The sequence below is a fragment of the Pseudomonas pharyngis genome, assembly GCF_021602345.1.
GTDB lineage: Bacteria > Pseudomonadota > Gammaproteobacteria > Pseudomonadales > Pseudomonadaceae > Aquipseudomonas > Aquipseudomonas pharyngis.
In genome coordinates this window covers 1-26043 of sequence record NZ_BQID01000022.1, presented here as the reverse complement: position 1 = coordinate 26043, position 26043 = coordinate 1, and the positions used below count along the sequence as shown (strand labels likewise).

18 protein-coding genes are annotated in these 26043 nt (G+C 57.1%); 5 read left to right on the top strand and 13 right to left on the bottom strand.

Annotation, left to right across the window (positions count from 1 at the left end; translation table 11 throughout):
• Positions 1–27: 27 nt before the first annotated feature.
• Complete coding sequence (aruF, locus tag L6D74_RS27720) at positions 28–1047, bottom strand: arginine/ornithine succinyltransferase subunit alpha (protein WP_064598807.1); 1020 nt, start codon at positions 1045–1047, stop codon at positions 28–30.
• 222 nt (positions 1048–1269) lie between these two features.
• The gene (locus L6D74_RS27715) at positions 1270–2490 is read right to left on the bottom strand and encodes an aspartate aminotransferase family protein (protein ID WP_064598809.1); all 1221 of its coding nucleotides are present in this window, start codon (positions 2488–2490) and stop codon (positions 1270–1272) included.
• 306 nt (positions 2491–2796) lie between these two features.
• Between L6D74_RS27715 and L6D74_RS27710 the strand changes: the two genes are divergently transcribed.
• The gene (locus L6D74_RS27710; protein ID WP_236191288.1) at positions 2797–10536 is read left to right on the top strand and encodes a dermonecrotic toxin domain-containing protein; all 7740 of its coding nucleotides are present in this window, start codon (positions 2797–2799) and stop codon (positions 10534–10536) included.
• Positions 10537–10581: 45 nt separating this feature from the next.
• Here L6D74_RS27710 and argR read toward each other — a convergent pair whose 3' ends face one another.
• From argR to acs, 7 genes are all read right to left on the bottom strand, one after another.
• Entirely contained in the window at positions 10582–11562 is a 981-nt protein-coding gene (gene argR / locus L6D74_RS27705) for a transcriptional regulator ArgR (RefSeq protein WP_236191286.1), read from the bottom strand.
• A 111-nt stretch (positions 11563–11673) separates the two neighbouring features.
• Complete coding sequence (locus tag L6D74_RS27700; RefSeq protein WP_003227281.1) at positions 11674–12438, bottom strand: ABC transporter ATP-binding protein; 765 nt, start codon at positions 12436–12438, stop codon at positions 11674–11676.
• A 23-nt stretch (positions 12439–12461) separates the two neighbouring features.
• Entirely contained in the window at positions 12462–13574 is a 1113-nt protein-coding gene (locus tag L6D74_RS27695; RefSeq protein WP_236191284.1) for a succinylglutamate desuccinylase/aspartoacylase family protein, read from the bottom strand.
• A gap of 1 nt (position 13575) precedes the next feature.
• Positions 13576–14274 (bottom strand): ABC transporter permease, encoded by a 699-nt coding sequence (locus L6D74_RS27690; protein WP_039772064.1) that lies wholly within the window; start codon positions 14272–14274, stop codon positions 13576–13578.
• Complete coding sequence (locus L6D74_RS27685) at positions 14271–14960, bottom strand: ABC transporter permease (protein WP_007951063.1); 690 nt, start codon at positions 14958–14960, stop codon at positions 14271–14273. The genes L6D74_RS27690 and L6D74_RS27685 overlap by 4 nt, the downstream gene beginning before the upstream one ends.
• Positions 14961–15051: 91 nt before the next feature.
• The gene (locus L6D74_RS27680) at positions 15052–15825 is read right to left on the bottom strand and encodes an ABC transporter substrate-binding protein (protein ID WP_011335541.1); all 774 of its coding nucleotides are present in this window, start codon (positions 15823–15825) and stop codon (positions 15052–15054) included.
• Positions 15826–16572: 747 nt separating this feature from the next.
• Positions 16573–18528 (bottom strand): acetate--CoA ligase, encoded by a 1956-nt coding sequence (acs, locus tag L6D74_RS27675; RefSeq protein ID WP_007951065.1) that lies wholly within the window; start codon positions 18526–18528, stop codon positions 16573–16575.
• Positions 18529–18980: 452 nt separating this feature from the next.
• Here acs and L6D74_RS27670 point away from each other — a divergent pair, with 452 nt between their 5' ends.
• Both L6D74_RS27670 and L6D74_RS27665 read left to right on the top strand, forming a co-directional pair.
• Positions 18981–19241 (top strand): DUF2790 domain-containing protein, encoded by a 261-nt coding sequence (locus L6D74_RS27670; protein WP_011335542.1) that lies wholly within the window; start codon positions 18981–18983, stop codon positions 19239–19241.
• A gap of 554 nt (positions 19242–19795) precedes the next feature.
• Entirely contained in the window at positions 19796–21046 is a 1251-nt protein-coding gene (locus L6D74_RS27665; protein WP_007951068.1) for a ribonucleotide-diphosphate reductase subunit beta, read from the top strand.
• A gap of 204 nt (positions 21047–21250) precedes the next feature.
• On the opposite strand, the gene L6D74_RS27660 is transcribed toward L6D74_RS27665, so the two are convergent.
• From L6D74_RS27660 to L6D74_RS27645, 4 genes are read right to left on the bottom strand one after another with little or no spacing between them, the layout of a single operon-like run.
• Entirely contained in the window at positions 21251–22789 is a 1539-nt protein-coding gene (locus L6D74_RS27660; protein WP_236191282.1) for a V-type ATP synthase subunit I domain-containing protein, read from the bottom strand.
• On the bottom strand, positions 22776–23003 hold the full coding sequence (locus L6D74_RS27655; protein ID WP_236191280.1) for an ABC-three component system middle component 6: 228 nt from the start codon (positions 23001–23003) through the stop codon (positions 22776–22778). Before L6D74_RS27655 ends, L6D74_RS27660 begins: the two co-directional genes overlap by 14 nt.
• Positions 22993–23550 (bottom strand): hypothetical protein, encoded by a 558-nt coding sequence (locus L6D74_RS27650; protein ID WP_236191278.1) that lies wholly within the window; start codon positions 23548–23550, stop codon positions 22993–22995. Before L6D74_RS27650 ends, L6D74_RS27655 begins: the two co-directional genes overlap by 11 nt.
• Before the next feature lie 24 nt (positions 23551–23574).
• A complete protein-coding gene (locus L6D74_RS27645; protein WP_236191276.1) occupies positions 23575–23811 on the bottom strand; it encodes a hypothetical protein in 237 nt (78 codons plus the stop codon).
• Between the two features lie 726 nt (positions 23812–24537).
• Between L6D74_RS27645 and L6D74_RS27640 the strand changes: the two genes are divergently transcribed.
• Together L6D74_RS27640 and L6D74_RS27635 are read left to right on the top strand one after the other, a co-directional pair.
• Positions 24538–25071 (top strand): BRO-N domain-containing protein, encoded by a 534-nt coding sequence (locus tag L6D74_RS27640; protein WP_236191273.1) that lies wholly within the window; start codon positions 24538–24540, stop codon positions 25069–25071.
• Between the two features lie 116 nt (positions 25072–25187).
• Positions 25188–25901: an HNH endonuclease gene (locus tag L6D74_RS27635; RefSeq protein WP_236191272.1), complete on the top strand. Its 714-nt coding sequence runs from the start codon at positions 25188–25190 to the stop codon at positions 25899–25901.
• Positions 25902–26043: the final 142 nt, after the last annotated feature.

Here is a 26043-nt window from a genome sequence, read left to right as displayed (position 1 = left end):
TGGCCACCCGTGAAACTCGCTAAGGCGTTAAACCGCCACCAGGCGCACGCTGGCACCTTCACCGACGCCCAGGGCTTCGGCCGCTTCCAGATCCAGGGTCACCGGTTTGCCCGGCGCGTAATCCAGCTCGAGCAATACCGCGCGGTAATCCTGCAACTGGGCATTGGCCACCAGATACTGGCGACCGGCACCTTTGACCGGCTCGCCGAGCTTCACCGGCACCACACGGCTCTGGGCGATCGAACGGATCCCCGAAACACGCGCATGCAGGGTCGGGCCACCGTCAAAGATGTCGATGTAGTGATCGGTCTCGAAGCCTTCGCGCATCAGGATGTCGAAGGTGATCTGCGCACGCGGGTGTACCTGGCCCATCGCTTCCTGAGCGGAGTCCGGCAGCAGCGGCACGTAGATCGGGTAATGCGGCATCAACTCGGCGAGGAACGTACGGCTTTTCAGGCCACACAGGCGCTCGGCCTCGGCGTAGTTCAGGTCGAAGAAGTTGCGACCAATGGCATCCCAGAATGGCGAGTCGCCGTTCTCGTCGCTGTAACCGACGATCTCGGTCACCACCGAATCGGCGAACCGCTCCGGGTGGCTGGCGACGAACAGCAGACGGCCACGGGAGTTGAGCTCGGCCCAAGGCGAACCCACCAGCTCGCGCTGCACGTAGAAACTGGTCAGCAAGCTGTTGCCGGTCAGGTCGTGGCATTGCGAGAGCACGTGGATCTTGTTGTGGATCTTCAGCTCGCGAGAGGCGTGCACGAAGGTCTCGTTGCGAAAGCTGTAGAACGGCTCGGAGTAACCGGCCGACGCGACGATTGCCGAGCAGCCCACCAGTTTGCCGGTGGCAGTGTCTTCGAGGACGAAGAAGTAACTCTCTTCACCGTTGAAGCTCACCTCGGCGGCAAACGAGGCTTCGCTCGCGGCGATCTTGTCGCTCAGGCGTTCAACGTCATCCGGCAAGGAAGTGACACCAATCGGGCTGTCCGCAGCCAGACGCTGTACCTCGCCCAGATCAGCCATTTGCGCGGGGCGCATCACCAGCATGGTGTCACTCCTTTCTCTTATCAATTCACAGAAAAATAACCGGGCAGTTACTGCATACACAGAGATCAGTGTGGGAGCGGGCTTGCTCGCGAAAGCGGATTGTCAGTCAACATTTTCGCTGTCTGACCACCGCTTTCGCGAGCAAGCCTGCTCCCACATTTGATTTTGCCCGGCATCAAAATTGGGTTCGGCGCCTGATCAAGTCAGGCGCCGAAGGGGCTATCAGGCTTGCGTCAGTTTCGCCGCAGCACGTTCGAAGCGGTCCAGACCGGCGTCGATGTCCGCGTCTTCAACCACCAGGCTCGGGGCGAAACGGATCACGTCCGGGCCGGCCTGCAGAATCATCAGGCCTTCTTGTTCGGCGGCGTTGAAGATGTCCTTGGCCTTGCCTTTCCAGGCATCGCTCAGCACGCATCCGATCAGCAGGCCAAGACCACGCACCTGGGTGAACAGGCCGTACTTCTCGCCGATCTGCTGCAGGCGGGTCTTGAACTTGTCGTGCTTGGCGTTGACGCCGTTCAGCACCTCAGGGGTGTTGATCACGTCAATCACTGCCTCAGCCACGGCGCACGCCAGCGGGTTGCCGCCGTAAGTGGTGCCGTGAGTGCCGACGACCAGATGCTTGGCCAGCGCTTCGGTGGTCAGCATCGCGGCGATCGGGAAACCGCCGCCCAGGCTCTTGGCGCTGGTCAGGATGTCCGGAACCACACCGAAATGCTGGTAGGCGAACAGGTTGCCGGTGCGGCCCATGCCGGTCTGCACTTCGTCGAACACCAGCAGCGCGTTGTTGGCGTCGCACAGTTCACGGGCGCCTTGCAGGTAAGCCAGCTCGGCCGGCAGCACGCCGCCTTCACCCTGGATCGGCTCCAGAACGACCGCGCAGGTCTTGTCGGAAACAGCGGCTTTCAGCGCTGCCAGATCGTTGTACGGCACGTGGGTGATGCCGGTGATTTTCGGGCCGAAACCGTCGGAGTACTTCGACTGGCCACCGACGTTCACGGTGAACAAAGTACGGCCGTGGAAGCTGTTGAGCGCGGCGATGATTTCGTACTTTTCGGTGCCGAAACGGTCGAACGCGACGCGGCGGGCCAGCTTGAAGGCGGCCTCGTTGGCTTCGGCGCCGGAGTTGCAGAAGAACACGCGCTCGGCAAAGGTGGCGTCGATCAGCTTGTGCGCCAGACGCAGGGCCGGCTCGTTGGTGAACACGTTGGACACGTGCCACAGCTTGTTCGCTTGCTCGGTCAAGGCACCGACCAGCGCCGGATGCGCGTGACCCAATACGTTGACGGCGATACCGCCGGCGAAGTCGATCAGCTCGCGGCCGGCCTGATCCCAGACGCGGGAACCGGCGCCACGCACCGGAATGAAAGCGGCAGGCGCGTAGTTGGGAACCATAACCTGGTCGAAATCGGCGCGTTGTACCGCAGCGTGCTCAACGGACATCGGAGTCTCCTGATGAGGGCCACCCGCCTGAAACTGGCGAGCGATGGGGGGATTGTAAGGACAGTTTTCAGCCCGGCCTTGCCGCCAAGCGACAACTTCTTATAGCGCAAACCCCGGATTTTCCCGGGTTTACGGCAATGCGACATATACCGTCGCAAAGGCGCAGTTTAAACCGTCGACGACAATTGCAGCAGGCCTGCGAGGATATCAATTCCACAGCGTGTCGCTGCGATAACTATGTACCGCACTTCATCGTGCGCATTTTGATTCGCTTGGCACTTTTCCAGACGCCAAGGCGCAATCACCATGCAATCACCGACCGAAAAACCACCCGTGCCTCCTCTGGCTTCCGAGTACGCCCCGCTTCATTCGCCGCCACACTATCAACCCCTTCTCAATGGCATCCCTGAATGGCTGGGCAAGTCCTCGCAAACCAGGCGCGACGCACTGAAAAATGCGCGCAGCACAATTCCCGACACATTCAAGTTGGCACCACGGGCACAACACCTCGCGCTACGCGCCGCCATCGCAGATCACATGCAGGTGCAAAACAGTGTCGATCAGTTGCTGGAAGGCGTGCAGGACGCCCACACTTTTGCCGAACCCTTGCTGAAAACCGGGTTGAAATCACGCTACGGACTTGAGCTGGACGTGAGGGCAACTTTCCTGCGCCTCTATATTCCGATCACGCCGCCCGGCCTTTCCATCCGCACCGGCGTACGGGTCTGGACGGTTTCCTTGCTGGACGCGGCGCTGCACAACTTCGAAGAACATGAAACACGAGCCGACGCCTACGACAGCGACTCCTGCTTCATCAGCAAACCGTCGGCCACAGGACAGTTCGAGACACGGCCGGCGCTCGGCGCACAAATCGGCATACCTGCTTTCACTCGCCTGTGCCGGGAGCTGGATATCGGCGCAGGCTACAAGCGCTACCTTGAAACCAGCCTCGGCATCTCCGATCCGGTCGTGGCCGCTGAATTGACCCCGAAGGTCAAAGCGACCCAGATCGCAGGTCTCAAAGCCGCGCTTGAGCTGGCGCGCCTCAACCGGGATATCGACGAACGCTGGTATCGCCTGATCGGTGGCCTGAGCGACGGTTTGCAGGGCATGCGGGTGAACGGCCAGACCCTGCGCTGTCACGATCTGACGATGATGTCGGCGGAGCTGGCAGGTATCGTGATTTTTGCGCCAGACCTGGAACAGGCAGGCACACCGGCAGGCGTGGTGGCCTACGTGCCAGGCGACCCTGAGCACCCGGTCAAATACTATGCCTCGACCGCCGAACTGGAGAAGGAACTCACCCGTCAATTGCGCTCCCCGCAGTACCAGCAATTTTTCAGCGGATTCGTCGCCCATGCCCAGCGGGGGCAATTCTTCTCCGAGCTGAACCGGCGCCTGAGCCATGTGAAATGGCACGCCCCCGAAGCCGGCAACCCGCAGCCCACCTGGCGCGATACCCCCATTGAGCACCCCAAGTTGCAGCTGGCGATCAGCGCCATCGCTGGCGACCTGTCGGAACACCTTTATCAACGCAAGCTGAACAAAATACTCAACGATGCCGCCACCCTTGCCGTCCCGACCGCGATTGTCGACCGCAATGCCCGCTGGGCACGATGGGATTACTTTGTCAGCGTGGCGACATCGATTCTCCAGATTGCCGCGTTTGTCGTGCTGCCCTTCATACCGTTCCTGGGTGAAATGATGATGGCTTACATGGCCTATCAGTTTCTCGACGAGGTATTCGAGGGCATTGTCGATTGGGCTCAAGGATTGGCCACCGAGGCCGGAGAGCAGCTCTTCGCCGCGCTGGAATCCCTGGTGCAACTCGGCGCTTTCGGCATTGGCGGCAGTATCGCCCTGGCCGAACTTCCCAGGGTTCTGCCGGCCCCCGTCGTGGCCTTCATCGATCGTTTCCGGCCGGTCAAGTTACGCAATGGCAAAACGCTGTATTGGAAGCCGGACCTGAAGCCCTACGAACAGCAGGCCCTGCCGCCCGACCGCAGCGTGCCGGACCCGTCCGGCCTGCATGAGTATCAAGGCCGCAAATGGCTGCCGGCCGAACAGGGGCACTACGCCGTCAGCCATTCGGGACAGCCGGACAAGTTATACATCGAACATCCGAGCCGACCGGACGCGTATCGCCCGACCGTTTTCCATAACGGTGAAGGCGCCTTCCATACCGAACTCGAGCGCCCGCTGGAATGGGACAGAGCGACGGTATTGCAGCGCCTGGGTCCAAGTGTTGAATCGTTGCCCCCGACGCGACGCGAACGGCTGCTCGAGGTCAGCGGTTGCGACGAAGACGTCCTGCGCAGGATGCACATGAACCGCGAGCCCATGCCGCCCTTGCTGGCCGACAGTCTCCAGCGTTTTCTGATTGATCGGGACTTGCAGGATTTCATCGACCGGATCGGCAGCAGCAAGGCCGAGGATTACCTCACTGCCGATCCGCTGATTCAACTCCAGCTTCTCAAGGATCAGCACCTGTGGCCCTCCGGCAGACGACTGCGCCTGTTCAGCGAACAGGGCGACGTCGTCTGGCAATCCTCCACCGATCAACAGTTGCCGCTGACGGACATCCATGAGAACAGACTGACCGACGGCGACTTGCTCAAGACTCTGCTGCAGACCCTCGACAACCACGAAATCAATACGCTGCTTGAAGAGGAATTCGGCCAGGTGATCGCCCTCGAAGTACGCACCCGAAACCTGCGTGCCCGCCTGACGCAGATCGCGACAACTGAACGCACGGCCTTGTTCGAGACGCGCTATCAGACGCTTCAACACCGCGATGAACCGCTGGCAAGAACCGTGGCCCTGCACGAACCCCGCCTGCCCGCAAAAATCAGCGAAGCGCTGCTCAATACCGCCACGGGTTCGGAACTGTTGGAGATCGAAGCCGGAAACTGGCCCGCTCGGCAACAGGAACTGGCGCAAGAGGCCCGGCATGAACTGCGGGTGACTCGCGCCTACGAAGGGCTGGAGCTGGATTCGGTGAGCAACCCCGACTCCGACACCCTGGCGCTGCACAGCCTCCAGCGATTACCGGGCTGGTCTGGCGACGTGCGTCTGGAGGTACGCTCCGGATCCCCGCAAGGACTACTGCTCGACAGCACGGGTCCCGAATCGGCCGCCATCAGGAGGGTACTGGTACTCGACGCCAACGGTCGATGGAAGCCGTATGACCAGCACGGTCTGGAGTTGCAGGGGACCGCCGATTTCTACACCTGTGTTCTGCAAGCCTTGCCGGACGCCCAGCGCCAGGCATTGAACCTGCACATCGGTGAAGGTGAAAAGCTCAGGCAGGCCCTGCGTGACAATCCGCTGCCACGCAGTGATCTGCGCCTGACGATTGTCAACGAACCCCCTTCCCCGCCGGCCATCGAGACTCTGCGCCTAACCGGGGCACAAGGTTACGCCCGAGAAACGCCGCGCACCCCGCGCACTCTGGAAAACCGCATCAGGCAGGTGTACCCGAGCCTGTTGCAGGGCGACTTGCAGGACATGGTCGCGCGACTGCAAGCCCACCCTCACGGGGCGAATGCAGAACTGTCGCGGCTCAGCCTCGAATACGCCCAGCTCGACAGCGACCTGAATCAGTGGATGCACGCCGCTGTTCCCAACAATCCGGAGACAGGGGGCTCTGCGTCCCTCGCCCGGCAGATGGCCAGCCTGCGCGACCGCCAACTGTTCGCCCATCTTCTGCGTAAATGCTGGCGCAGAGAAACCCCGGAAGCGACCGGTTTCCGTCTGTTGTTTTCAGAGCCACTGCCGGGAGACTTGCCCGTCCTGAGCGCCAGTTTCGATCACATCACCAACCTGGAACTGACCGGCACAGACAATCCCGGCAGCGTCGACGCATTTCTCCAGCGTTTTCCAAACTTGCAACGCCTGGCCCTGAACCATTTCGACCTGGACGACCTGCCGCAAAGTCTCCAGACGATGCGCTCGCTGCGACAACTGAGACTGCGCCAATGTGGCGTCGTTCTCACCCCACAAAACCAGCTGCTGCTGTCGTCACTCAACGAACTGACGGCGCTCGATCTGCAGGGTAACCCGCTGGGTATCACGATGGACGTCAACGGCCTTTCTGCGCTGACCTATCTCAATCTCATGGATACCGGCATTTCCGCACTGCCTAGCGGGCTGCTGGATCATCCGCGCATCAGAAGCGCCTGGCTGGCCGGCAATCAGATCACTTCGCTGCCCGGTGTGCTGTTCGAGCTGTCGCCCAGCACCGGGGCGACATTCGATTTCGCCGGCAATCCACTTTCCAGTGCTACGCGTGAACAGGTGAAAGTCTATTTCAACCGCACCGGCAATTACATGGGCGTGCGGCCAGAGCAACCCGAGATCGACCGGACCAAAATGCTGTTCACCGACCTCAACGATCGCCAGGCCAGCGAGCTGATTTACCGACTTCCAGGCTCTCTCGCCCAAGGCCGGCTTCAGCTGGAACGATGGGAAGCCGAAATAACCCGTCTGACCGCAGATCTGGCCAGATGGGTCCGGGACATTCCAGACCGCAATCCACTCAGTGGCGAGACACTGACCCTCAATGAACGACTGGAAGAACTCTTTGCCAGGGAAACGTTCGCCGGGCGCCTCGAACGGCTATGGCGCCACCGTTCCACGACTCAGCCGCTGGTACGGGCCGAAACCTTGAATGCGCAGGCAACCTTCATGGGAGACATGCCCGTGCTGAGCGCGGATTTCAGTCACATCCGCACGTTGTCCTTGAGTGGCAACAAATCGATCACCTCCACATCTTCATTCCTCGCCAGCTTCCCGCGGTTGACTACGCTGGTTCTGCGCGATTTCACCCTTGACCGGACTGCACAAACGCTCGCCCGCCTTCCAGCTCTCGAAGCGCTGGTCCTGAAAAATTGCGGCGTGACCTTCAGTGCCGAAGCGCAAGCGGCACTGGCCGCCATGCCCGCGCTGGACTCCCTTGAGTTGCCCGGCAACCCATTGGGCGATTCACCCGATGTCGGCGCCTTGAGCCAACTCAACTACCTCGATCTTTCCAGCACGGGAATCAACGAAGCGCCAGTCGGCATGACTCGCCATCCGAACCTCAAAACGGCCATCGTCAGTGACAATCGGATCAGCGAATTTCCCGAGGATTTTTTTCAACTGCCGGCCACCGTCAGCGAAGGATTTGATTTTTCCGGCAACCCGCTGAGCGCTGAGACCCGGGAACGCATCAAGACCTACTCTCGGGAAATCGGTCCGGATTTCGGCATACCTGCCGATGAAGCAGATATCGCAGCCACCAAAGCCCTGTTCCCCGCCCTGGACACCGAGGAAGCCAGCGACGTCTTCTATGGTTTGCCCGGCGACCTGGAACAGGGCCGCATCCTGCTCAGGCACTGGAAGGCGGAAATCGAACAACTGGTCGCGGACCTCGAACAATGGAAGACCGCGATTCCCGCCTCTCATCCGGTCAGCGGTCAACCGTTGAGCCCGACAGAGATGTTCGTCGAGCACACCAGGAGAACAGCCTTTGCCGACCAACTGGAGCGGTTGTGGCACATGCGGTCTTCGGACAACCCCAGGCAGCGGCACGACACCCTGATAACGACGCTTACGTTCATCGGCGAGCTGCCTCGGTTGTCGGCGGACTTCAGCCATATTGCAGAGTTGTCAGTGCATGGAAGTACGACCCTGAGCGCCACCGACGCCTTTCTGGGGTCTTTCACCGGCTTACATCATCTGGAACTGCATGATTTCAACCTCGCAGAGATCCCGCGAGCCTGCGCACGAATGCCTTCGCTGCAACGCCTGATCCTGGAAAACTGCAGGTTGTCACTGACTTCGCCTGGCCAGACCATCCTTTCCTCTTTGAATGCCCTGCAGTATCTGAATCTGAGTCGCAACCCGCTGGGTACGCCTCCGCCTCTCGACAGCCTGCCGGCACTGATTCATTTGCGTCTGGTCGATACCCAACTGACCAGCGTGCCGGACGGCCTGCTCACACACCCGCGCCTGACTGTCGCAATCTTCGATCGCAACCGGATCAGCGAACTGCCCGAAGACCTGTTCGATATTCCGGTGAATACCCCCCGACAATTCACCTTCGCCGACAACCCGCTGACCCCGGCCACTCGCGATCGGGTCAAAGTCTGCTTCCAGGAGCACCGGCAAAACTTCGGCGTCTCCATGCCCAACGAAGACCTGGACCGGCTCATAGAACTGTTCCCGTCAGTGGATCGCGAGGATGCCGAACGCGTCTTGTACCTGCTGCCTGGAACCATCGAGCAAGGGCGTGCGCAGATTGCCCGCTGGGAATCGGAATTGCAGCAACTGGTCGAAGCCCTGCACCGCTGGGTGGGCGATATTCCCGAGCGTTTCCCCGCTACCGATGAAGTACTCAGTCAAATCGAACGCGATACCGAGCGTGCCGAACGCGAGGCCTTTCGCCTGGAACTCGAGGCGTTCTGGCGCGAGCGTCTGGAGGAGAATCCGGAAACACGAGCTGTGACGCTGAGCCTCAATCTTGCGTTCATCGGCGACATGCCCACCTTGAGCACTGACTTCAGCCACGTCACGGCGCTGTCGCTTCATGGCAATTCACAACTGCGGATCAATGACAGCTTTCTGCACTGTTTTCCCGGCCTCGAAACCCTGGAGCTGCGCGAACTGGCGCTCGGACGCATTCCACAACCGATCACCCGCATGCCTGCACTCGAGGAGCTGGCATTGAGCGACTGCGACGTGGTGCTGGACAGCGAAGGCCACACCGTTCTTGGAATGCTGACCCGACTCAAAAGCCTGGATCTGTATCGCAATCCACTGGGCATGGTGCCTGACTTGCGCAACCTGCGAGCACTGGAGTACCTCGACCTGTCGGCGACGGCCATCACCGAACTTCCCGCGGGGCTGTTGAACCACCCCGCGCTTGAAACGGTTGTACTCAACAACAACCGCATCACCGAGCTTCCCGAAGATGTCTTCGCCTTGCCGGCAGCCGTCGGCAATGGCTATGACTTCGGCGACAATCCCTTGAATGCCGCCACCCGTGACCGGATCAAGATTTACTATCGCCGTAACGGCGAAGACCTTGGGGTCATGGCCGAAATGACAGACCTGATCCGAGTCCAGACCCTGTACCCCGCCCTCGACGACGAACAGGCGAGCGCCTTCGTCTACCGACTGGACGGCTCGCTGGCGGATGGGCGGAGCGAACTGACACGTCTTGAAACCGAACTGGCAACATTGCTGGGTGATCTTGCGGCATGGGAGGCCGACCTGCCGGTCAATGACATCAGCGGCCAGCCACTCGACGCCGCGGAGCGCCTGAAAGAAGAGCAAAACCGTGCGCGTTTCAAGGAGGAATTGCTGACCTGCTGGCGCAAGACACCGCTGGAAGGCGCGGATATCGAAGATCACCGCTTCGCGTCGAGCCTGCCGCTACGAGGTGAACTGCCGACACTGACGGCGCAATTCGGCCACGTATCGGATCTGTACCTGCTCAGTGTCAGCGATCACTCGCCGCGCATCGGCCGTTTCCTGGAGGCGTTCCCCAGTCTTGATAGCCTCGATATCCGAGGCTACGACCTGAGAACCGTCCCCGAAGCCATCTTCAGGATGGGGCGTCTGACGTCGCTGAGCCTGCCGGAATGCAACATCACCCTGACGCCAAACGATGTGCACGGCCTGGCGGGGCTGCACACTCTCGAGCTCTTGCACCTGCAAGACAACCCGCTTGGACTGGCTCCCGACCTGAGCAACCTGCAGGCACTGACCGATCTGGACTTGAGCACGACCGGCATCCGCGAAATTCCCAAGGGTGCGCTTGGCAACTTCAACTGGATGGAAATCGATCTGTCAGGTAATGAAATCAGCGAAATGCCGGACGAACTGATGGAGGTACCGGCCTATGTCGGTGATCGCTACGATTTACGTGGCAACCCCTTTTCCATGCGTGCGATGAACCGCATCCGAGCCTATTTCCAGGAGACGGGCAACACCCTGAACGTCGACGGCATTCTCGATCATCCGCCCCAGGTCATACGGCCCGTCGTCAATATCGAAGACTGAGCAAGACCTGGAGTATCAGCGCCCTCGAGGCGCTGATACCCGGAATCAACCGCGCTCGGGCGGCACCGAGGACAGCTCGAACGGGCTGCTGCTGCGCCGCTGGTTGCGGTCTTCCCGCGGCGTGGCGCCGAAGAAGTTGCGATAGGCGCTGGAGAAATGCGGCCCCGAGGAGAAACCGCACGACAGGCCGATCTGGATGATCGACTTGCTGGTCTGCATCAACATCTGCCGGGCCTTGTTCAGGCGCAGTTCCAGGTAATACTGGCTCGGCACGCGGTTGAGGTATTGCTTGAAGATCCGCTCCAGCTGGCGACGGGACACGCACACATGCTGGGCGATTTCGTCGGTGGTCAGCGGCTCTTCGATGTTGGCTTCCATCAGCAACACCGCTTGGGTGAGCTTCGGATGGCTGGAGCCGAGACGGTTCTGCAACGGAATGCGCTGACGCTCGCCGCCTTCGCGGATGCGCTCGACCACCAGTTCTTCGGACACTGCACCGGCCAGTTCCGCGCCGTGGTCACGGGCCAGTACCGCCAACAACAAATCGAGTACCGACATACCGCCGCATGCCGTCAGCCGATCGCGATCCCAGTCGAACAGATGGCTGGTGGCGATGACTTTCGGGAAGCGTTCGGCGAAATCGTCCTGCCAGCGCCAGTGCACCGCTGCGCGATAGCCGTCGAGCAGACCGAGGTGCGCCAGCGGATACACGCCAGCCGACAAACCACCGATCACACAACCGGCGCGTACCAATTGCTTGAGCGCGCTGCTGAGTGCCGGCGCCAAAGTCGTCGGTGGCTCATCGGCGAGCAGGAACAGTTTCTGGAAGTTTTCGAGTTTGCCGGCCCAGGGTTCGCCGGGCAGTTGCCACTCACCGTCAATCGGTGCTTCGGCCTGCAGGAACGACAATTCGTAAACCACATCCGGATGCACACGCTGGGCAACACGCAAGGCCTCCTCCGCCAGCGCCAAAGTCAGAGCTTTAGTGCTGGGCCAAATCAGGAAACCAATTCGATGGGCAGTCATGGCGGGCGATCCGAAACGTAAACAGAGGGAAAAACCGAAATCGGCTGCAACCAAATTAGACCATCTGGCGCGCTGCGCAGCATGACCTAATCTGGTGCATAACGGGAGCGATTACTTGAGGCTGCCCGAGAGGAATTGTTGCAAACGTTCCGATTGCGGATTGACCAGCACTTCACGCGGGTTGCCGCTTTCTTCGACGACGCCTTTGTGCAGGAACACCAACTGGTTCGACACTTCACGGGCGAAGCCCATTTCGTGGGTCACCACCACCATGGTGCGGCCTTCCTGAGCGAGGGCCTGCATGACTTTCAGCACGTCGCCGACCAGTTCCGGGTCGAGGGCCGAAGTCGGTTCGTCGAACAGCATCACTTCCGGTTCCATCGCCAGCGCACGGGCGATTGCCACACGCTGCTGCTCGCCACCGGACATATGCCCCGGGAACGCATCCTTACGGTGAGCCACGCCGACCTTGTTCAGGTAGTGCTCGGCTTTCTCGCGGGCTTCGGCCTTGGACACTCCCAGCACGTGAACCGGCGCTTCCATGATGTTTTCCAGTGCGGTCATGTGCGACCACAGGTTGAAGTGCTGGAACACCATCGACAGGCGCGAACGCATGCGTTGCAGCTGCTTCGGATCAGCGGCTTTCAGCGCGCCGTCCTTGTTCGCCACCAGTTTCAGCTCTTCGTTGTTGAGCAGGATCTTGCCCGCGTGCGGCTGCTCGAGCAGGTTGATGCAACGCAGGAAAGTACTTTTGCCGGAGCCACTGGAGCCGATGATGCTGATCACATCGCCGGCGGCCGCTTTCAGGGAAACGCCCTTGAGCACTTCGTGACTGCCATAGCGTTTATGCAGGTCTTGGACTTCAAGTTTGTACATGCGGTCGGTTCTCACAAAAACAGTCAGTCGTTGAGCAAAGGGCCGTCGCGCAGCGCATCGCGCCCCGCCACTTTGGCCAGCCAGAAACCGGGTTGGGCGTAACGCAGCCGCTCAATGGCAAACAGCACCCCGGACGTACCAGCACACACCGTGCTGACCCGATCCGACAGCGGATCGATCACTTCGAAAATCTTGTCACCGGCTTCAACCCACTCGCCGGGCTTGCGCAGAAAACTCACCACTCCGGGATGCGGCGGCAGGAGCAATTCAGTGCCCTCGAACGGCATGCCTTCGCACGGCTCGTGCGCCGCGCTCGGCCACTCGCCACGGATCAGGCCCTGCTCGGCGAGGAACGCCAGAATGCCTTCGGCCCAGGCTTCGGCCTGCGTCGGCGTGGTGTCAGCCTGACCGCCGAGTTCAACGGTGGTCGCCAGGCACGCCAGTGGAATCTGCGCGTCCGGGAACAGCCGCGACAGGCGCAGCCACGGCAGCGAACAGGCCTCGTCGAACGAGCTGCCGCCGGAGTCTTCCGCCAGCAAACCGACCTTCACGTCCAGGTGCGCGGCGAGCGAACGCCACTGCGGCCAGTGTTGCGGCAAGGCGTACATGTGCAGCGCGGCTTCGCAGTCGCAATGCAGGTCCAGCACCACATCGGCGGTGGCGGCATGTTGCAGCAGGATGCGCTGCATGCCTTGCAACTGGCTGCTGGCCTCGGGCAATGCGGCCAGGTGATCGGCCATTGCCTGACGGATCAGACGGATATTGGCGTGCGGATCATCACCGAGTTGTCCTTCCAGCCTGGCGGCTACGGGGGCGCTGAGCTCGACGAAATCACGGTTGAAATTCTTGCCGCTGCCGGCCTCGAAACGCCCTTGGTGGTTGCCTTGCAACAACTGGCCGAGACCCAGCGGGTTGGCCACCGGCACCAGTTCGATGACGCCGTTGAGCAGGCCCTTGGCTTCGAGTTCGCCGAGGCGTTTTTTCAGTTCCCAGGCAGTGCGCATGCCGGGCAGTTCGTCAGCGTGGAGGCTGGCCTGGATGTAGGCCTTGCGCTCGCCGCTACCGAAACGAAAAACCGAAATCCGGCGCTCGCTGCCCAAATGACTCCACGGCAGAGTGTGGTCGATGCGTTCCATATCAGTGCTTCCTCGGGGCCAGGTAGCTCAGCCAGCGACGCTCGGCCAGCTTGAACAGGCGCACCAGAATGAAGGTCAGGCACAGGTAGAACACGCCGGCGGTGATGTACGCCTCGAACGGCAGGTAGAACTGCGCGTTGACGGTACGGGCCGCGCCGGTGATGTCGATCAGGGTCACGATGGACGCCAGACTGGTGGTCTGCAGCATCATGATCACTTCGTTGCTGTACTGCGGCAGCGCCCGGCGCAGGGCCGATGGCAGCAGGATGCGTTTGTACATCTTGAAGCGCGACATGCCCATGGCCTTGGCCGCTTCGATCTCGCCGTTCGGCGTGGCCTTCAGGCTGCCGGCGATGATTTCGGCGGTGTAGGCGCTGGTGTTGATCGCGAACGCCAGGCACGCACAGAACGTTGCGCTGGACAGCCACGGCCACAAGAAGCTTTCACGCACCGCTTCGAACTGGGCCAGACCGTAGTAGATCAGGAACAGTTGCACCAGCATCGGCGTGCCGCGAATCACGTAGGTGTACAGCCAGGCCGCGCCGTTGACCACGGCGTTCTTGGACACACGCATCAGCCCCAGCGGCAGGGCCGCGAGCAGGCCGAAGAACAGCGACAGCGCGAGCAACTTGAGGGTCGTGACCAGACCGCCGAAGTACAGCGGCAGGGCCTCCCAAATGACGTTGTAGTCGAAGATCATAGATCAGCCGCCCTTACGCCTACCGAGTAGCGCTTCTCAAGGTGACGCAGCGCCAGCAACGAGACACTGGTGATCACCAGGTACATCGCCGCCACTGCGAGGAAGAAGGTGAAAGGCTCGCGGGTGGCGTCGGCCGCCTGCTTGGCCTTGAACATCATGTCTTGCAGACCGACCACGGAAATCAGCGCGGTGGCCTTGGTCAAGACCAACCAGTTGTTGGTGAAGCCCGGAATCGCCAGACGGATCATCTGCGGCACCAGCACCCGGAAGAACACCTGGAAGCTGCTCATGCCGTACGCCATGCCGGCTTCGGCCTGACCTTTGGGGATCGCCATGAACGCGCCGCGGAAGGTTTCCGACAGGTACGCACCGAAGATGAAACCGAGGGTGCCGATACCGGCGGCCAGCGGGTTCAGGTCGATGTAGTCGTCATAGCCGAGCATTGGCGCGACGCGGTTGAGCAGGTCCTGACCGCCGTAGAAGATCAGCAGGATCAGCACCAGGTCGGGAATCCCGCGAATCACCGTGGAATACAGATCGCCCAGCCACGCCAGCCAGCGCACCGGCGACAGGCGCAACGCGACGCCGATCAGCCCGAGAACGATGGCCAGGGCCATGGACGACAAGGCGAGCTGAAGCGTCAGCCAAGCGCCATCGAGGATGACAGCCCCGTAGCCTTTCAACATGATTCAGGTCCTCGAAAGTTGGGATGAAAAAATGGCGCAAACCGCAGAAATCCTGTTGCTTGCGCCATTTCGGACGGGTCGAGCGACGTCTTTACTTGCCGTAAATGTCGAAGTCGAAGTACTTGTCCTGGATTGCCTTGTACTTGCCGTTCTCGCGGATGGCCGCGATGGCGGTGTTGATCTTGTCTTTCAGGGCGTCGCCCTTGCGTACCGCGATGCCTACGCCGTCGCCGAAGTATTTGACGTCGGTGAACGCCGGGCCGACGAACGCGAAGCCTTTGCCGGCGTCGGTTTTCAGGAAGCCGTCATTCAACAGCGTAGCGTCCGCCACGGTGCCGTCGAGGCGGCCGGCGGCCACGTCGAGGTAGATTTCGTTCTGCGAGCCGTACGGCTTGATCTCGGCACCCAGCGGGGCCAGGACTTCGCGGGCGAAACGCTCGTGGATCGAACCCCGTTGTACGCCGATGTTCTTGCCCTTGAGCTCAGCCAGACCTTCGCTGACCTGAGTGCCTTCCTTCATCACGAGGCGGGCTGGGGTGTTGTAGTACTTGTTGGTGAAGTCCACGGACTTCTTGCGGTCGTCAGTGATCGACATGGACGACAGGATCGCGTCGATCTTGCGCACTTTCAGTGCCGGGATCAGACCGTCGAACTCTTGCTCGACCCACTGGCACTTGACCTTCATTTCTTCGCACAGCGCGTTGCCGATGTCGTAGTCGAAACCGACGATGCTGCCGTCCGGGGCTTTGGATGCGAATGGAGGGTAAGCCGCTTCGATACCGATTTTCAGAGGCTTTTCATCGGCGAACGTCGGCAGGGACAGCACGGACAGTGCCAGGGCGCCAAGCAGCACAAGTTTCTTCATCTTGGGACTCCATCGGTAAAGGGCAAAAACGGCAGAGTGAGCGACAGCCCAATATGCGAATGGGTGTAACGAAATCGGTTGCTGCGTGCGTGGGACAGTTCCAGTCAAAACCGCGACGGCTTCAACGCAAGCCACGACGAGCGAGTGATCGGCATTCTAACGACAGGCCCGAAGCCGATATTTCTTCAATGCGACAACTAATTACAGATGCACCGAGAAACCCGCTTGAGCACATTGACAGCCCTGCAATTTCATGCAAGAGCGAAAGACAGTGAACCGATCTATGCTGCAAATTGCGGGCCTATTATTCGCAAACCCTTCTAATCCGGCAAGCACGGGGTTATGTCTTATTTTTCACCGGGGGTTTTGAGGCTCTAAAACGGGGCGATGCGTTTCTCATTGCCCCGTTGCGGGGCGGGCGGTTACACATTCGGTTACTTGAAGACTGACAGGTAACAGTGGGAATGGGCTGACGGAACAATTCGATAATTATTGGCTGCGGGTTTTGTGTTACATCAAAGAATTGCACCTTTGCATGACAAACTGCTTTCGCTGGCAAGCCAGCTCCCACAAGGATCTACGCTGCTCGCGCAACCTCCAACACACCACAAAACCTGTGGGAGCTGCGGTGCGACGATTCGACTTGCCAGCGAAGGGGCCAGCACTAACAACCCATAAACTCCAGACAACAAAAAGCCCCGCCCGGCGCAATGCCGGACGGGGCTTTTCAGCCTTCAGACCCGCCGCTTACGCGACGTTCATAGTCTTGTGCGTATCGATCAGATGCTGCACCACACCCGGATCGGCCAGGGTAGAGATGTCGCCCAACCCTTCGTATTCAGCCGTAGCGATCTTGCGCAGGATACGGCGCATGATCTTGCCCGAACGGGTCTTCGGCAGCCCCGGCGCCCACTGGATCACATCCGGCGAAGCAATCGGGCCGATCTCCTTGCGCACCCAGTTCTTCAGCTCCAGGCGCAGTTGCTCGCTCGGCTCTTCACCATTTTTCAGGGTGACGTAGACATAAATGCCCTGCCCCTTGATGTCGTGCGGTACACCGACCACCGCCGCTTCGGCGACTTTCGGGTGAGCAACCATCGCACTTTCGATCTCGGCAGTGCCCATGCGGTGGCCGGAGACGTTGAGCACGTCGTCCACGCGACCGGTGATCCAGTAGTAACCGTCGGCATCGCGACGCGCGCCGTCACCGGTGAAGTACATGCCACGGAAGGTCTTGAAGTAGGTGTCAACGAAACGGTCGTGGTCGCCGTACAGCGTGCGCGCCTGACCCGGCCACGAATCGAGAATCACCAGATTGCCTTCGGCCTCGCCCTCGATGATGTTGCCGAGGTTGTCCACCAGCGCCGGCACCACGCCGAAGAACGGACGTGCCGCCGAACCCGGCTTCAGCGCGTGAGCGCCCGGCAGCGGGCTCATCATGTTGCCGCCGGTTTCGGTCTGCCACCAGGTATCGACGATCGGGCAACGGGACTTGCCGACATTCTTGTAGTACCAGTCCCAGGCTTCCGGGTTGATCGGCTCGCCCACCGAACCGAGCAGACGCAGGCTGCTGCCGTCCGCGCCTTCAACGGCGGCGGTGCCGGAGGCCATCATCGCGCGGATCGCGGTCGGCGCGGTGTAGAGGATGTTGACCTTGTGCTTGTCGACGATCTTCGCCACCCGGGTGATGTCCGGGTAGTTCGGCACGCCTTCGAACAGCAGCGTGGTCGCGCCGTTGGCCAGCGGGCCGTAGACGATGTAGGAGTGACCGGTGACCCAGCCGACGTCGGCGGTGCACCAGTAGATTTCGCCCGGACGGTAGTCGAACACGCGCTCGTGAGTCATCGCTGCGTACAACAGGTAGCCGCCAGTGGTGTGCTGCACGCCCTTCGGCTTGCCGGTTGAGCCGGAGGTATAAAGGATGAACAGCGCTTCTTCGGCACCCATCTCTTTCGGCGCGCAGACCGTGCCCGCCACTTTCATCAGGTCTTCGTACCAGATGTCGCGATGCTGGTTCCACTTGATGTCACCGCCGGTGCGCTTGCACACGATAACTTTCTGGATGCTGCTGGTTTCCGGGTTGGTCAGGGCGTCGTCGACGTTGGCCTTGAGGGAAATCTTCTTGCCGGCACGGATGCCTTCGTCAGCGGTGATCACCACTTTCGAGCGGCAGTCGATGATGCGACCGGCCAGGGCTTCCGGCGAGAAACCGCCAAATACTACCGAGTGAATCGCGCCGATCCGGGTGCAGGCCAGCATGGCGACCACGGCTTCGGGAATCATCGGCATATAAATGGTCACCACGTCGCCGCGGTGCACGTCCTGGCCACGCAGGGCGTTGGCGAGTTTGCACACTTGTTCGTGCAGTTCGCGGTAGGTGATGTTGCGGCTTTCGGAAGGATCGTCGCCTTCCCAGATGATGGCGACCTGATCGCCGCGCTCGGCCAGATGACGGTCGAGGCAGTTGTAGGAAACGTTCAGGGTGCCGTCGGCAAACCACTTGATGTCGACATGGTGATCGTCGAACGAAGTCTGTTTCACCGTGGTGAAAGGCTTGATCCAGTCGAGGCGCTTGGCTTGTTCGCGCCAGAAGCCGTCAGGGTTGACGACCGACTGTTGGTACATGGCTTTGTAGGTCGCCTCGTCGGTCAGCGTATTGGCCAGAACCTCGGGACGAACGGGATACAGGGAAGCCGCACTCATCTTTCCTACCTCGGTGTAATAGTTGTTTTTGTATGACCCTGTTGTAGCCGGGGCGCCCGTATAGAACCATTCGACGATGGTAGTAACAAGCCCCTACAAAACATCCAGAAATGCCACAGACACCCCTGAAGCAAACCCCGCAACCCTCGTGGGAGCTGGCCTGCCAGCGATTCAGACGACCCGGTTTCCCGAGAAAGCCGCAGCGCTGGTAACACCATCTCCAAGGATTGTTACCAAATCTGCCAAAGGTGTTTATCAAAACCGGGTCTGTTTACCCCTGCCCCACCTCCCTAAAATTCACCTCGCCGACAAGGCAAAGCGATTAACAAGGTTACAGCCCCCACGAAGGCCGTTAATCCAGTTCTGAAGTAACAAAGCAAAACGATGAAGTTCCACACGCAACCCCAAAAAGGTTGCGTGACCCCACTCGACCTCAAGAAGGTAAATTTCAAATGAAAGCTTTATTGGTTCTGGCCCTCAGCAGTCTGTGCGCAACCGCCATGGCAGACGAGGTTCCGACTGATGTCGCCCAGCAACAACCGGCTATCGAGGAATACACTTACTCCACTCACCTGGACATCGCCAAAGTTGTTTCCATGAGCGAAGTTCCGAATGTCTGCGAAGTTGTTCCGGCGAAAATGGAATACGACGACTCCAAGGGTCAGCGTCACATCCTGCGTTACAGCATCATGGGCAACGGCTGCACCAATTGATGCGTTGAGACTGCACCGAATCGGATCACTCAGCGCTACATCGAGGGTCGATTCCAGCCCGGCTTCGGTCGGGCTCAGTTGTGTTTGAAGCGGCGCAAAAGGGTTGCAAAACACAAGATATAGTGAAAAACGCGGTTTTTTGCTCGTTTTTTGAGCAATCAATCACACGCCAAAAAATTAATGAAAAAATTTTCTCCGGGGCCAATCCCGGCGAAAGCCCTGTAAACCCTCGCTCCGATCGAAATCACCCGCGCGCTCGACCGCCCTGCGCTGTTTCGCCCTCCCCCACGCCCGTGTTTTTTTCCCTATAATGCCGCCCTAATCGGGTCAGCAATATTCCCTTACAGGGATCAAAGCCATTCTGAAGCCCCGCAGCAGCGACAACGCTGACCTGCGCCCGTCAGAGGCTCTCGGAAACCCGTAAAAATTTTCTGTTTATTGCCTGCGTAGCACCGCTGCAAAAAACGACATCCAACGCGGCCTGTACGGCCGTGTGAAAAACCAACAATCAGTTTTCACACGGGCACAGGCCCTCACGCAGGAGACGACACGTCATGCTGAGCTGGGACGAATTCGACAAAGAAGACAGTGAAGTAGCAGCAGTGAAAGGCGCCAACGCCGGCCACGCTAGCGAAGCCAACATGGACCGCCTCGACAGCGCCGGCGGTGCCGCCGCCCTCGAAGCCCGCGCCGTGACCGCCGAAGACTCGGCCGCCGTGGCCCGCGCCAAGGCTGCACTGGATTCCCTCGACGTCGCCGAAGGCCTCGCCGAACTCGAAGGCTCCGCCGCCCGTGTCGCCGTTGACGAAAAGCGCATGATCAACTGCCGCGCCGACCTCAACCAGCTCGTGCCATTCAAGTACGACTGGGCCTGGCAGAAATACCTGGACGGCTGCGCAAACCACTGGATGCCGCAAGAAGTCAACATGACCGCCGACATCGCCCTCTGGAAAAACCCGGAAGGCCTGACCGACGACGAGCGCCGCATCGTGATGCGCAACCTCGGCTTCTTCTCCACCGCCGACTCCCTGGTTGCCAACAACCTGGCCCTGGCCGTGTACCGCCTGATCACCAACCCGGAATGCCGCCAGTACATCCTGCGCCAGGCCTTCGAAGAGGCGATCCACACCCACGCCTACCAGTACTGCATCGAATCGCTGGGCATGGATGAAGGCGAGATCTTCAACATGTACCACGAGATCCCGTCGGTCGCGAAAAAAGCCGCCTGGGGCCTGAAATACACCCGCGCCATCTCCGACCCGGAATTCAACACCGGCACCGTCGAGACCGACAAAGAACTGCTGCGCAACCTGATCGCCTACTACTGCGTTCTGGAAGGCATCTTCTTCTACTGCGGCTTCACCCAGATCCTCTCCATGGGCCGCCGCAACAAAATGACCGGCGTCGCCGAGCAGTTCCAGTACATCCTGCGCGACGAATCCATGCACCTGAACTTCGGCATCGACGTGATCAACCAGATCAAAATCGAAAACCCACACCTGTGGGATGCCGAAATGAAGGAAGAAGCTTCGCAGATGATCCTGCAAGGCACTCAGCTGGAAATCGAATACGCGCGTGACACCATGCCTCGCGGCGTACTGGGCATGAACGCAGCGATGATGGAGGACTACCTGAAGTTCATCGCTAACCGTCGTCTGTCGCAGATCGGTTTGAAGGAAGAGTACCCAGGGACCACTAATCCGTTCCCTTGGATGAGCGAGATTATGGACTTGAAGAAAGAGAAGAATTTCTTTGAGACTCGTGTGATTGAATACCAAACTGGTGGTGCGTTGAGCTGGGATTAATAAGCCAGAACTAATCATCTAAAAAGGGGCTCATTAAGAGCCCCTTTTTATATACTATATTTTGAAAAATCTATCGCCATCATCCAAATATAGAACCACATCCCTCTCGTACCTCTTATAAACTTCATCACTAAACTTATCAGAAAGCATGGAAAGTATTTGCTGACCTGGCAATTGCTTCGACAAAATAAATATTTCTTCTATTTATTTCTGATCAATATCCTCAATACTATCGTGAAACACAAACTTAGGACGCTTTACACCTAACAAATTAACAGCTTTTATATAAGCAAAGTCAAAAGCAATAACTTCTGCTTTCTTTTTACCCCCCTCTGGATTCGTCACTTCATTTTCTATAACTACAGAGCTAGTACCTGAGGTCTCGTCAAACTCAAAGTCAACCCCATACTCTTCTCCATGAACGACCCGAGTGATAGCTTTAAACTCTAAATCCAAAACCCTTTCAAACTCGTAAACAGTTTTAAGCTCTTTAACAATCTCTTCAACAATTGACGACAGCAACTCTTCCGCCAATGCCAATTCGCTTTTAGCCTTTCCTTGTTGAAGCATCAATCCTTCAAGCTTTCCGAGTTCTACTTTAACCCTTCCCAGCTCCCGCAACTTCTCTGTGATATTTGCTATGCTGTCAGTAGACCTCATATCAGAAAAAACTCTCAACTTCCTCTCTTGAAGAACTTTAAGAATATCACTATAGTCATCTTTTTCATCTTTCAAACCAGACAAACCAACTTCCAAAAACTGCTTCTTCCGGCCAACCAGTGTTTCATGAAGACCGACAACTGACTCTAGATCCCTAATCGCACCATCAACATTAACACCCGCATATTCATAAATCGCCCTCAACTCAGAGCCTAGATACCCACCTTCCTCAGCATCTAGCATTTCGACAGTCTTAGCGATATTTAATAACTTCCTATCAACTGCCAGTAGCCGACTTAAAGCGTCATCCTCTGCCCTTTGAATCTCCTGCAAAAGATCTACCGGGTTTGAATATTCAGGCGAATAATCAAACTTGAGAAGCTCATCCTCCAACTTGATTGCCAGCTTTTTAACATTGCCAATTTCAGTCGCCGGCTTTTGCTCTTTGACCAAAGCATTGAGAGCTTGAGATTGCCGCTTTCGCCGGCCAACCGCGTTACTTGCATCCCGCTTCTGAGTAAGCAACTCCGTATTTTGGAAACCAAAAAGATACAAATACAACTCACTGTATTCTTTACCAGCAGCACGCACATCTAAAAAGTGAGTTGTATTGAGCATGCGATGGCTATCATTCCTGACAAACTTTGCAGCAACAGATCGCACGGTTGGCCTACGCGTAAAAATATCGAAACAATATTTTTGTATATTGCTCTCATACTCTTTCGCATCAACCATCTCACCATCAAAGATGTAGCGAGAATTTTTATCACCAATTGAAAAATTTCGCTCCAACTGATGTAGCTTTCCATCAACCCCTAAAAATGCCAGCTCTGCAACAACATCATGCGTGGCAAATAAATCCTCAATTTCTTGATTCGGACGCTTAAACTCCTCATCTATATAAATTGAGTCAATTGAACCTAGAAACAAAAAATCAAAGACTCTTGATAGCGTAGATTTACCCACGCTATTCCCTGACCGCCCTATACCTCTCCGATTCGTTACAAGATTGAGCCCGTCATGAAAATTAACTATCCTCCTAGACTCACCATCAACCTTTATCTCGATACTAATTAATTTCATATGCGCGAATCCTTTCACCTTCGATATAAACCGCACCAATCATGTAAAGCCAATCTAGACTTAAAATAACATGATCTACTGAAACCCCAACCTCAGTAGAAAAACTCTCTAACAACCAGTCAATTTCTACACTCTCAAATGAGATCTTTTTTAAAACCTTTGCACCAAGTACCACTACGTTAATTTCGGGATCACAGCCTGGACTAGGGAGCATCAGGATTCTCCATTACTACGCATTCAATAAAAGCGTGAGCTACAACCACATTAATCCCCAACTCCACGCTTTCTTTATACGCCGGCTTATTCATCGACTCGTAAACAAAGTTACGCAACTTACTTATCACAAAGTCAATAATGAAAATAGAGTTGACACGAATCTTATCCATATCAACAGACTCACACACATACTCTATATTCAACTCATCCAGTGCAGAGCAATAAAAACCATTAAGGTTCTGCAGGATCATATCCTTGCCAAAAGGGATGAGCACATCCACATCCACATATGCCTCCTCTATTTTTGAGGAGTGCTCAAGGTACTGCTTTATTATATTAGATTTAGCACGAAGGTTATTATGTTGAATTTTCCTTACCGTCTCCGCAGTTGGCTTTCTGTCAAGCCGAACGTATGGAGACGCCTTACTTGCGAGGCATATAAGCAACTCATTAATAGCAGAGTTAATCTGATACTCAGGCGCATCGCCTATATTAACGTTCCCAGCCAAGTGTGTTATAGCTACTGTTTTCGTAACGCCACTCATCGCCAACCCCAAAGCACTGTAACATCACATATTAATTTTCATTCCGCCAGAATTCTGCTTAGTATAAACATTCCCATCACCGGACTGGGTAACAGTATCATCCCCTAAATTATTCACCTTAATCTCCAAACCTTTTATTTGAACTTTTAAGGACTTATTTTCTTTAGTTTTAAAAAAACAGAAACCGGTGCTAACCACAGTACAGATCCAAGAAATAGACACACCAAGGTCAGATTTAAAAAACTCGATAATCGCATCCATACATTCACTCCTGTCAAGAAACTCGCCAATTACTAAAAACGAAGGTGCTTCTACAGCAATCATTGAGCTAATTACATAACGCCCTCTCCCTGTGAGCTTTTAGATCCTGTGATCTTTGGACGAGAATACACTGAGCCGCCACTCTTGTGCCACTATGGTGCTGTCGCAGATTTTGATTTGGAAAAATCAGCATTTCGGACCCGAATCGTTCTACATTTCTCTGCGCGCCTACCATCCTCAGCGAAAAGCATAGGAAACGTCTCTATAAGTACACCGCGATGCTGACAAGCGCTCCTGTCTGATTAACAACCGCCAGTGGTTTCAACCTACGAAGAGTCGCTGAAAATCGTCAAATTCCGGACATCAGAATTTTAAATCTATTTGAAGATTGACCTCGCCTGCTTACCCCCATAGGCTTCACGTAGGTGCCTAAGAAACACCTCACACAGCGGATTGCCCGCACCCGATAGTCGCGGCTTTTTTGTGCCTACGGTTTCCCCGTGCGCATAAAAAACTCTGTTATGCCGGGAGTGGGCGAATACAAGACCCGAAAGGGGAATATGTCCGGCCCTCTGTGTGGGGTTTCTTAGCTCCCGGCACCCAGCCCTAAGAAAGCTGACATCACACAGAGGTAAAAGGATATGCCTAAGAATGTCTCCTTCGGCACGAAGGAAATCAGCTTCAACATCAGCACTGACTGCATGCTTCCAGCACAGGAGGCCCGCCATGTCTGAACCCCACAATTCAAAACTCTTCACCCTACACAAGCTTTCTCTCCACGCCCTCCTCCTCGAAAACCAGCCATGGTTTTGCGCACGCGATATCGGTCGTTTGATGGGCGTCCATCTCAGTGATCGCATGGTCAGCAAACTGGACAAGGACCAGCATCGTTTTTTGTGGATTGAGTATTACCGGCAACCTGACAAGCAGTTAATGCTCAGTGAATCCGGCGTGTATGCACTGTTGGTGTACCACTACGTCCCTGGGAATCGTTTGCTGCGCGAATGGCTGACCCATCAGGTGGTGCCAGCCTTACGCGATTCCGCATCCTCAGAGAACTCGGATCGACCTATGTTGAGTCTTCTAAATTGGCCGGAGATGTCAGTGAGTCTCCTGCACTGGCAGGATGAGAGTTGGATTCGACTCCGAGACATGCCGTATCTGTTGCAAAATCAGACACAGAAGCGAGCAACGGTTCCTAAGCCTTGGTGGCGAAAGGTTTCGCAGATGTTTCAGTCGTCAAAGCATTCGATGGGCTAGGTGTTGTGTTTGTAGGATCGCTTGCGAGATCTATCGCTAACATCTGTAGGAGTTTTCCTAGACAGCAGTGATGGCCACTCAGTATCGTCCGAGGGTTTTTAGCCCTCGGCGATTTTATGAGCACAACGAACAAAGATAGCGATTGGAGCATTGCTGAGGTTAGGGCCGCTGTAGATGCCTATCTGAGAATGCTCGCGCTAGAGAAACGCGGTCAAAAATTTGTTAAGACCGCAGAGAATCTTGCCCTGCGTGAAACGTCACTACCGAATCGAACAAAAGGCTCGGTCGAATTCCGGATGCAGAACATCTCCGCCGTTCTGATGAAAATGCATCGAGAATTTATCAAAGGATATAAACCCGCCCGAAACGTTGGCTCAAATGTTGAGCAGTCAATTCGAGCTGTGCTGATTGAAAAGGGTGTGAAGCCTGGAGACCCGACAGCTCCTACTGCTGACGAGGAAACGCTGGAGCAAAGGGCGGTAGCACTGGAAAAACTGCCACTTGGAGATGAACCGGCTGGGATTCTGAAGCCCAAGCGTGCTCAATCACCAGGCACTGCCTACATCCGTGACCCGAAAGTTAGAGCTTGGGTTCGAAAGAAGGCTAAAGGTATATGCGAGGGATGTAAGCAACCTGCGCCGTTCACCAAAAATGACTCACCCTATCTTGAAGTCCACCATGTTAAGCACTTGGCAAATAAAGGGTCTGATCGAACCAGCAATGCTGTGGCGCTCTGCCCAAACTGCCATCGACGCTGCCACCACTCAAATGACAGCGAGGCTTTCACTGAATCGCTGTATCTGACCGTGAAGCGGCTGAGGCGAGAGTGACGGGGATCGCATTGACCGGTTTGTTGCTGCGGAGTTAGGTGTCAGGATCAAGGATTGAGTTGATGCCATCAATCAAAGGCTGATCCCCAAAAATCCTGTATCTAAAAACAATCAGTGCAACCCACCCCACCTCCCGCTATTA

Coding starts and splice junctions, on each gene's coding strand:
- aruF (WP_064598807.1), bottom strand. CDS start 1,047: ATGCTGGTGATGCGCCCCGCGCAAATGGCTGATCTGGGCGAGGTACAG.
- L6D74_RS27715 (WP_064598809.1), bottom strand. CDS start 2,490: ATGTCCGTTGAGCACGCTGCGGTACAACGCGCCGATTTCGACCAGGTT.
- L6D74_RS27710 (WP_236191288.1), top strand. CDS start 2,797: ATGCAATCACCGACCGAAAAACCACCCGTGCCTCCTCTGGCTTCCGAG.
- argR (WP_236191286.1), bottom strand. CDS start 11,562: ATGACTGCCCATCGAATTGGTTTCCTGATTTGGCCCAGCACTAAAGCT.
- L6D74_RS27700 (WP_003227281.1), bottom strand. CDS start 12,438: ATGTACAAACTTGAAGTCCAAGACCTGCATAAACGCTATGGCAGTCAC.
- L6D74_RS27695 (WP_236191284.1), bottom strand. CDS start 13,574: ATGGAACGCATCGACCACACTCTGCCGTGGAGTCATTTGGGCAGCGAG.
- L6D74_RS27690 (WP_039772064.1), bottom strand. CDS start 14,274: ATGATCTTCGACTACAACGTCATTTGGGAGGCCCTGCCGCTGTACTTC.
- L6D74_RS27685 (WP_007951063.1), bottom strand. CDS start 14,960: ATGTTGAAAGGCTACGGGGCTGTCATCCTCGATGGCGCTTGGCTGACG.
- L6D74_RS27680 (WP_011335541.1), bottom strand. CDS start 15,825: ATGAAGAAACTTGTGCTGCTTGGCGCCCTGGCACTGTCCGTGCTGTCC.
- acs (WP_007951065.1), bottom strand. CDS start 18,528: ATGAGTGCGGCTTCCCTGTATCCCGTTCGTCCCGAGGTTCTGGCCAAT.
- L6D74_RS27670 (WP_011335542.1), top strand. CDS start 18,981: ATGAAAGCTTTATTGGTTCTGGCCCTCAGCAGTCTGTGCGCAACCGCC.
- L6D74_RS27665 (WP_007951068.1), top strand. CDS start 19,796: ATGCTGAGCTGGGACGAATTCGACAAAGAAGACAGTGAAGTAGCAGCA.
- L6D74_RS27660 (WP_236191282.1), bottom strand. CDS start 22,789: ATGAAATTAATTAGTATCGAGATAAAGGTTGATGGTGAGTCTAGGAGG.
- L6D74_RS27655 (WP_236191280.1), bottom strand. CDS start 23,003: ATGCTCCCTAGTCCAGGCTGTGATCCCGAAATTAACGTAGTGGTACTT.
- L6D74_RS27650 (WP_236191278.1), bottom strand. CDS start 23,550: ATGAGTGGCGTTACGAAAACAGTAGCTATAACACACTTGGCTGGGAAC.
- L6D74_RS27645 (WP_236191276.1), bottom strand. CDS start 23,811: ATGGATGCGATTATCGAGTTTTTTAAATCTGACCTTGGTGTGTCTATT.
- L6D74_RS27640 (WP_236191273.1), top strand. CDS start 24,538: ATGTCTGAACCCCACAATTCAAAACTCTTCACCCTACACAAGCTTTCT.
- L6D74_RS27635 (WP_236191272.1), top strand. CDS start 25,188: ATGAGCACAACGAACAAAGATAGCGATTGGAGCATTGCTGAGGTTAGG.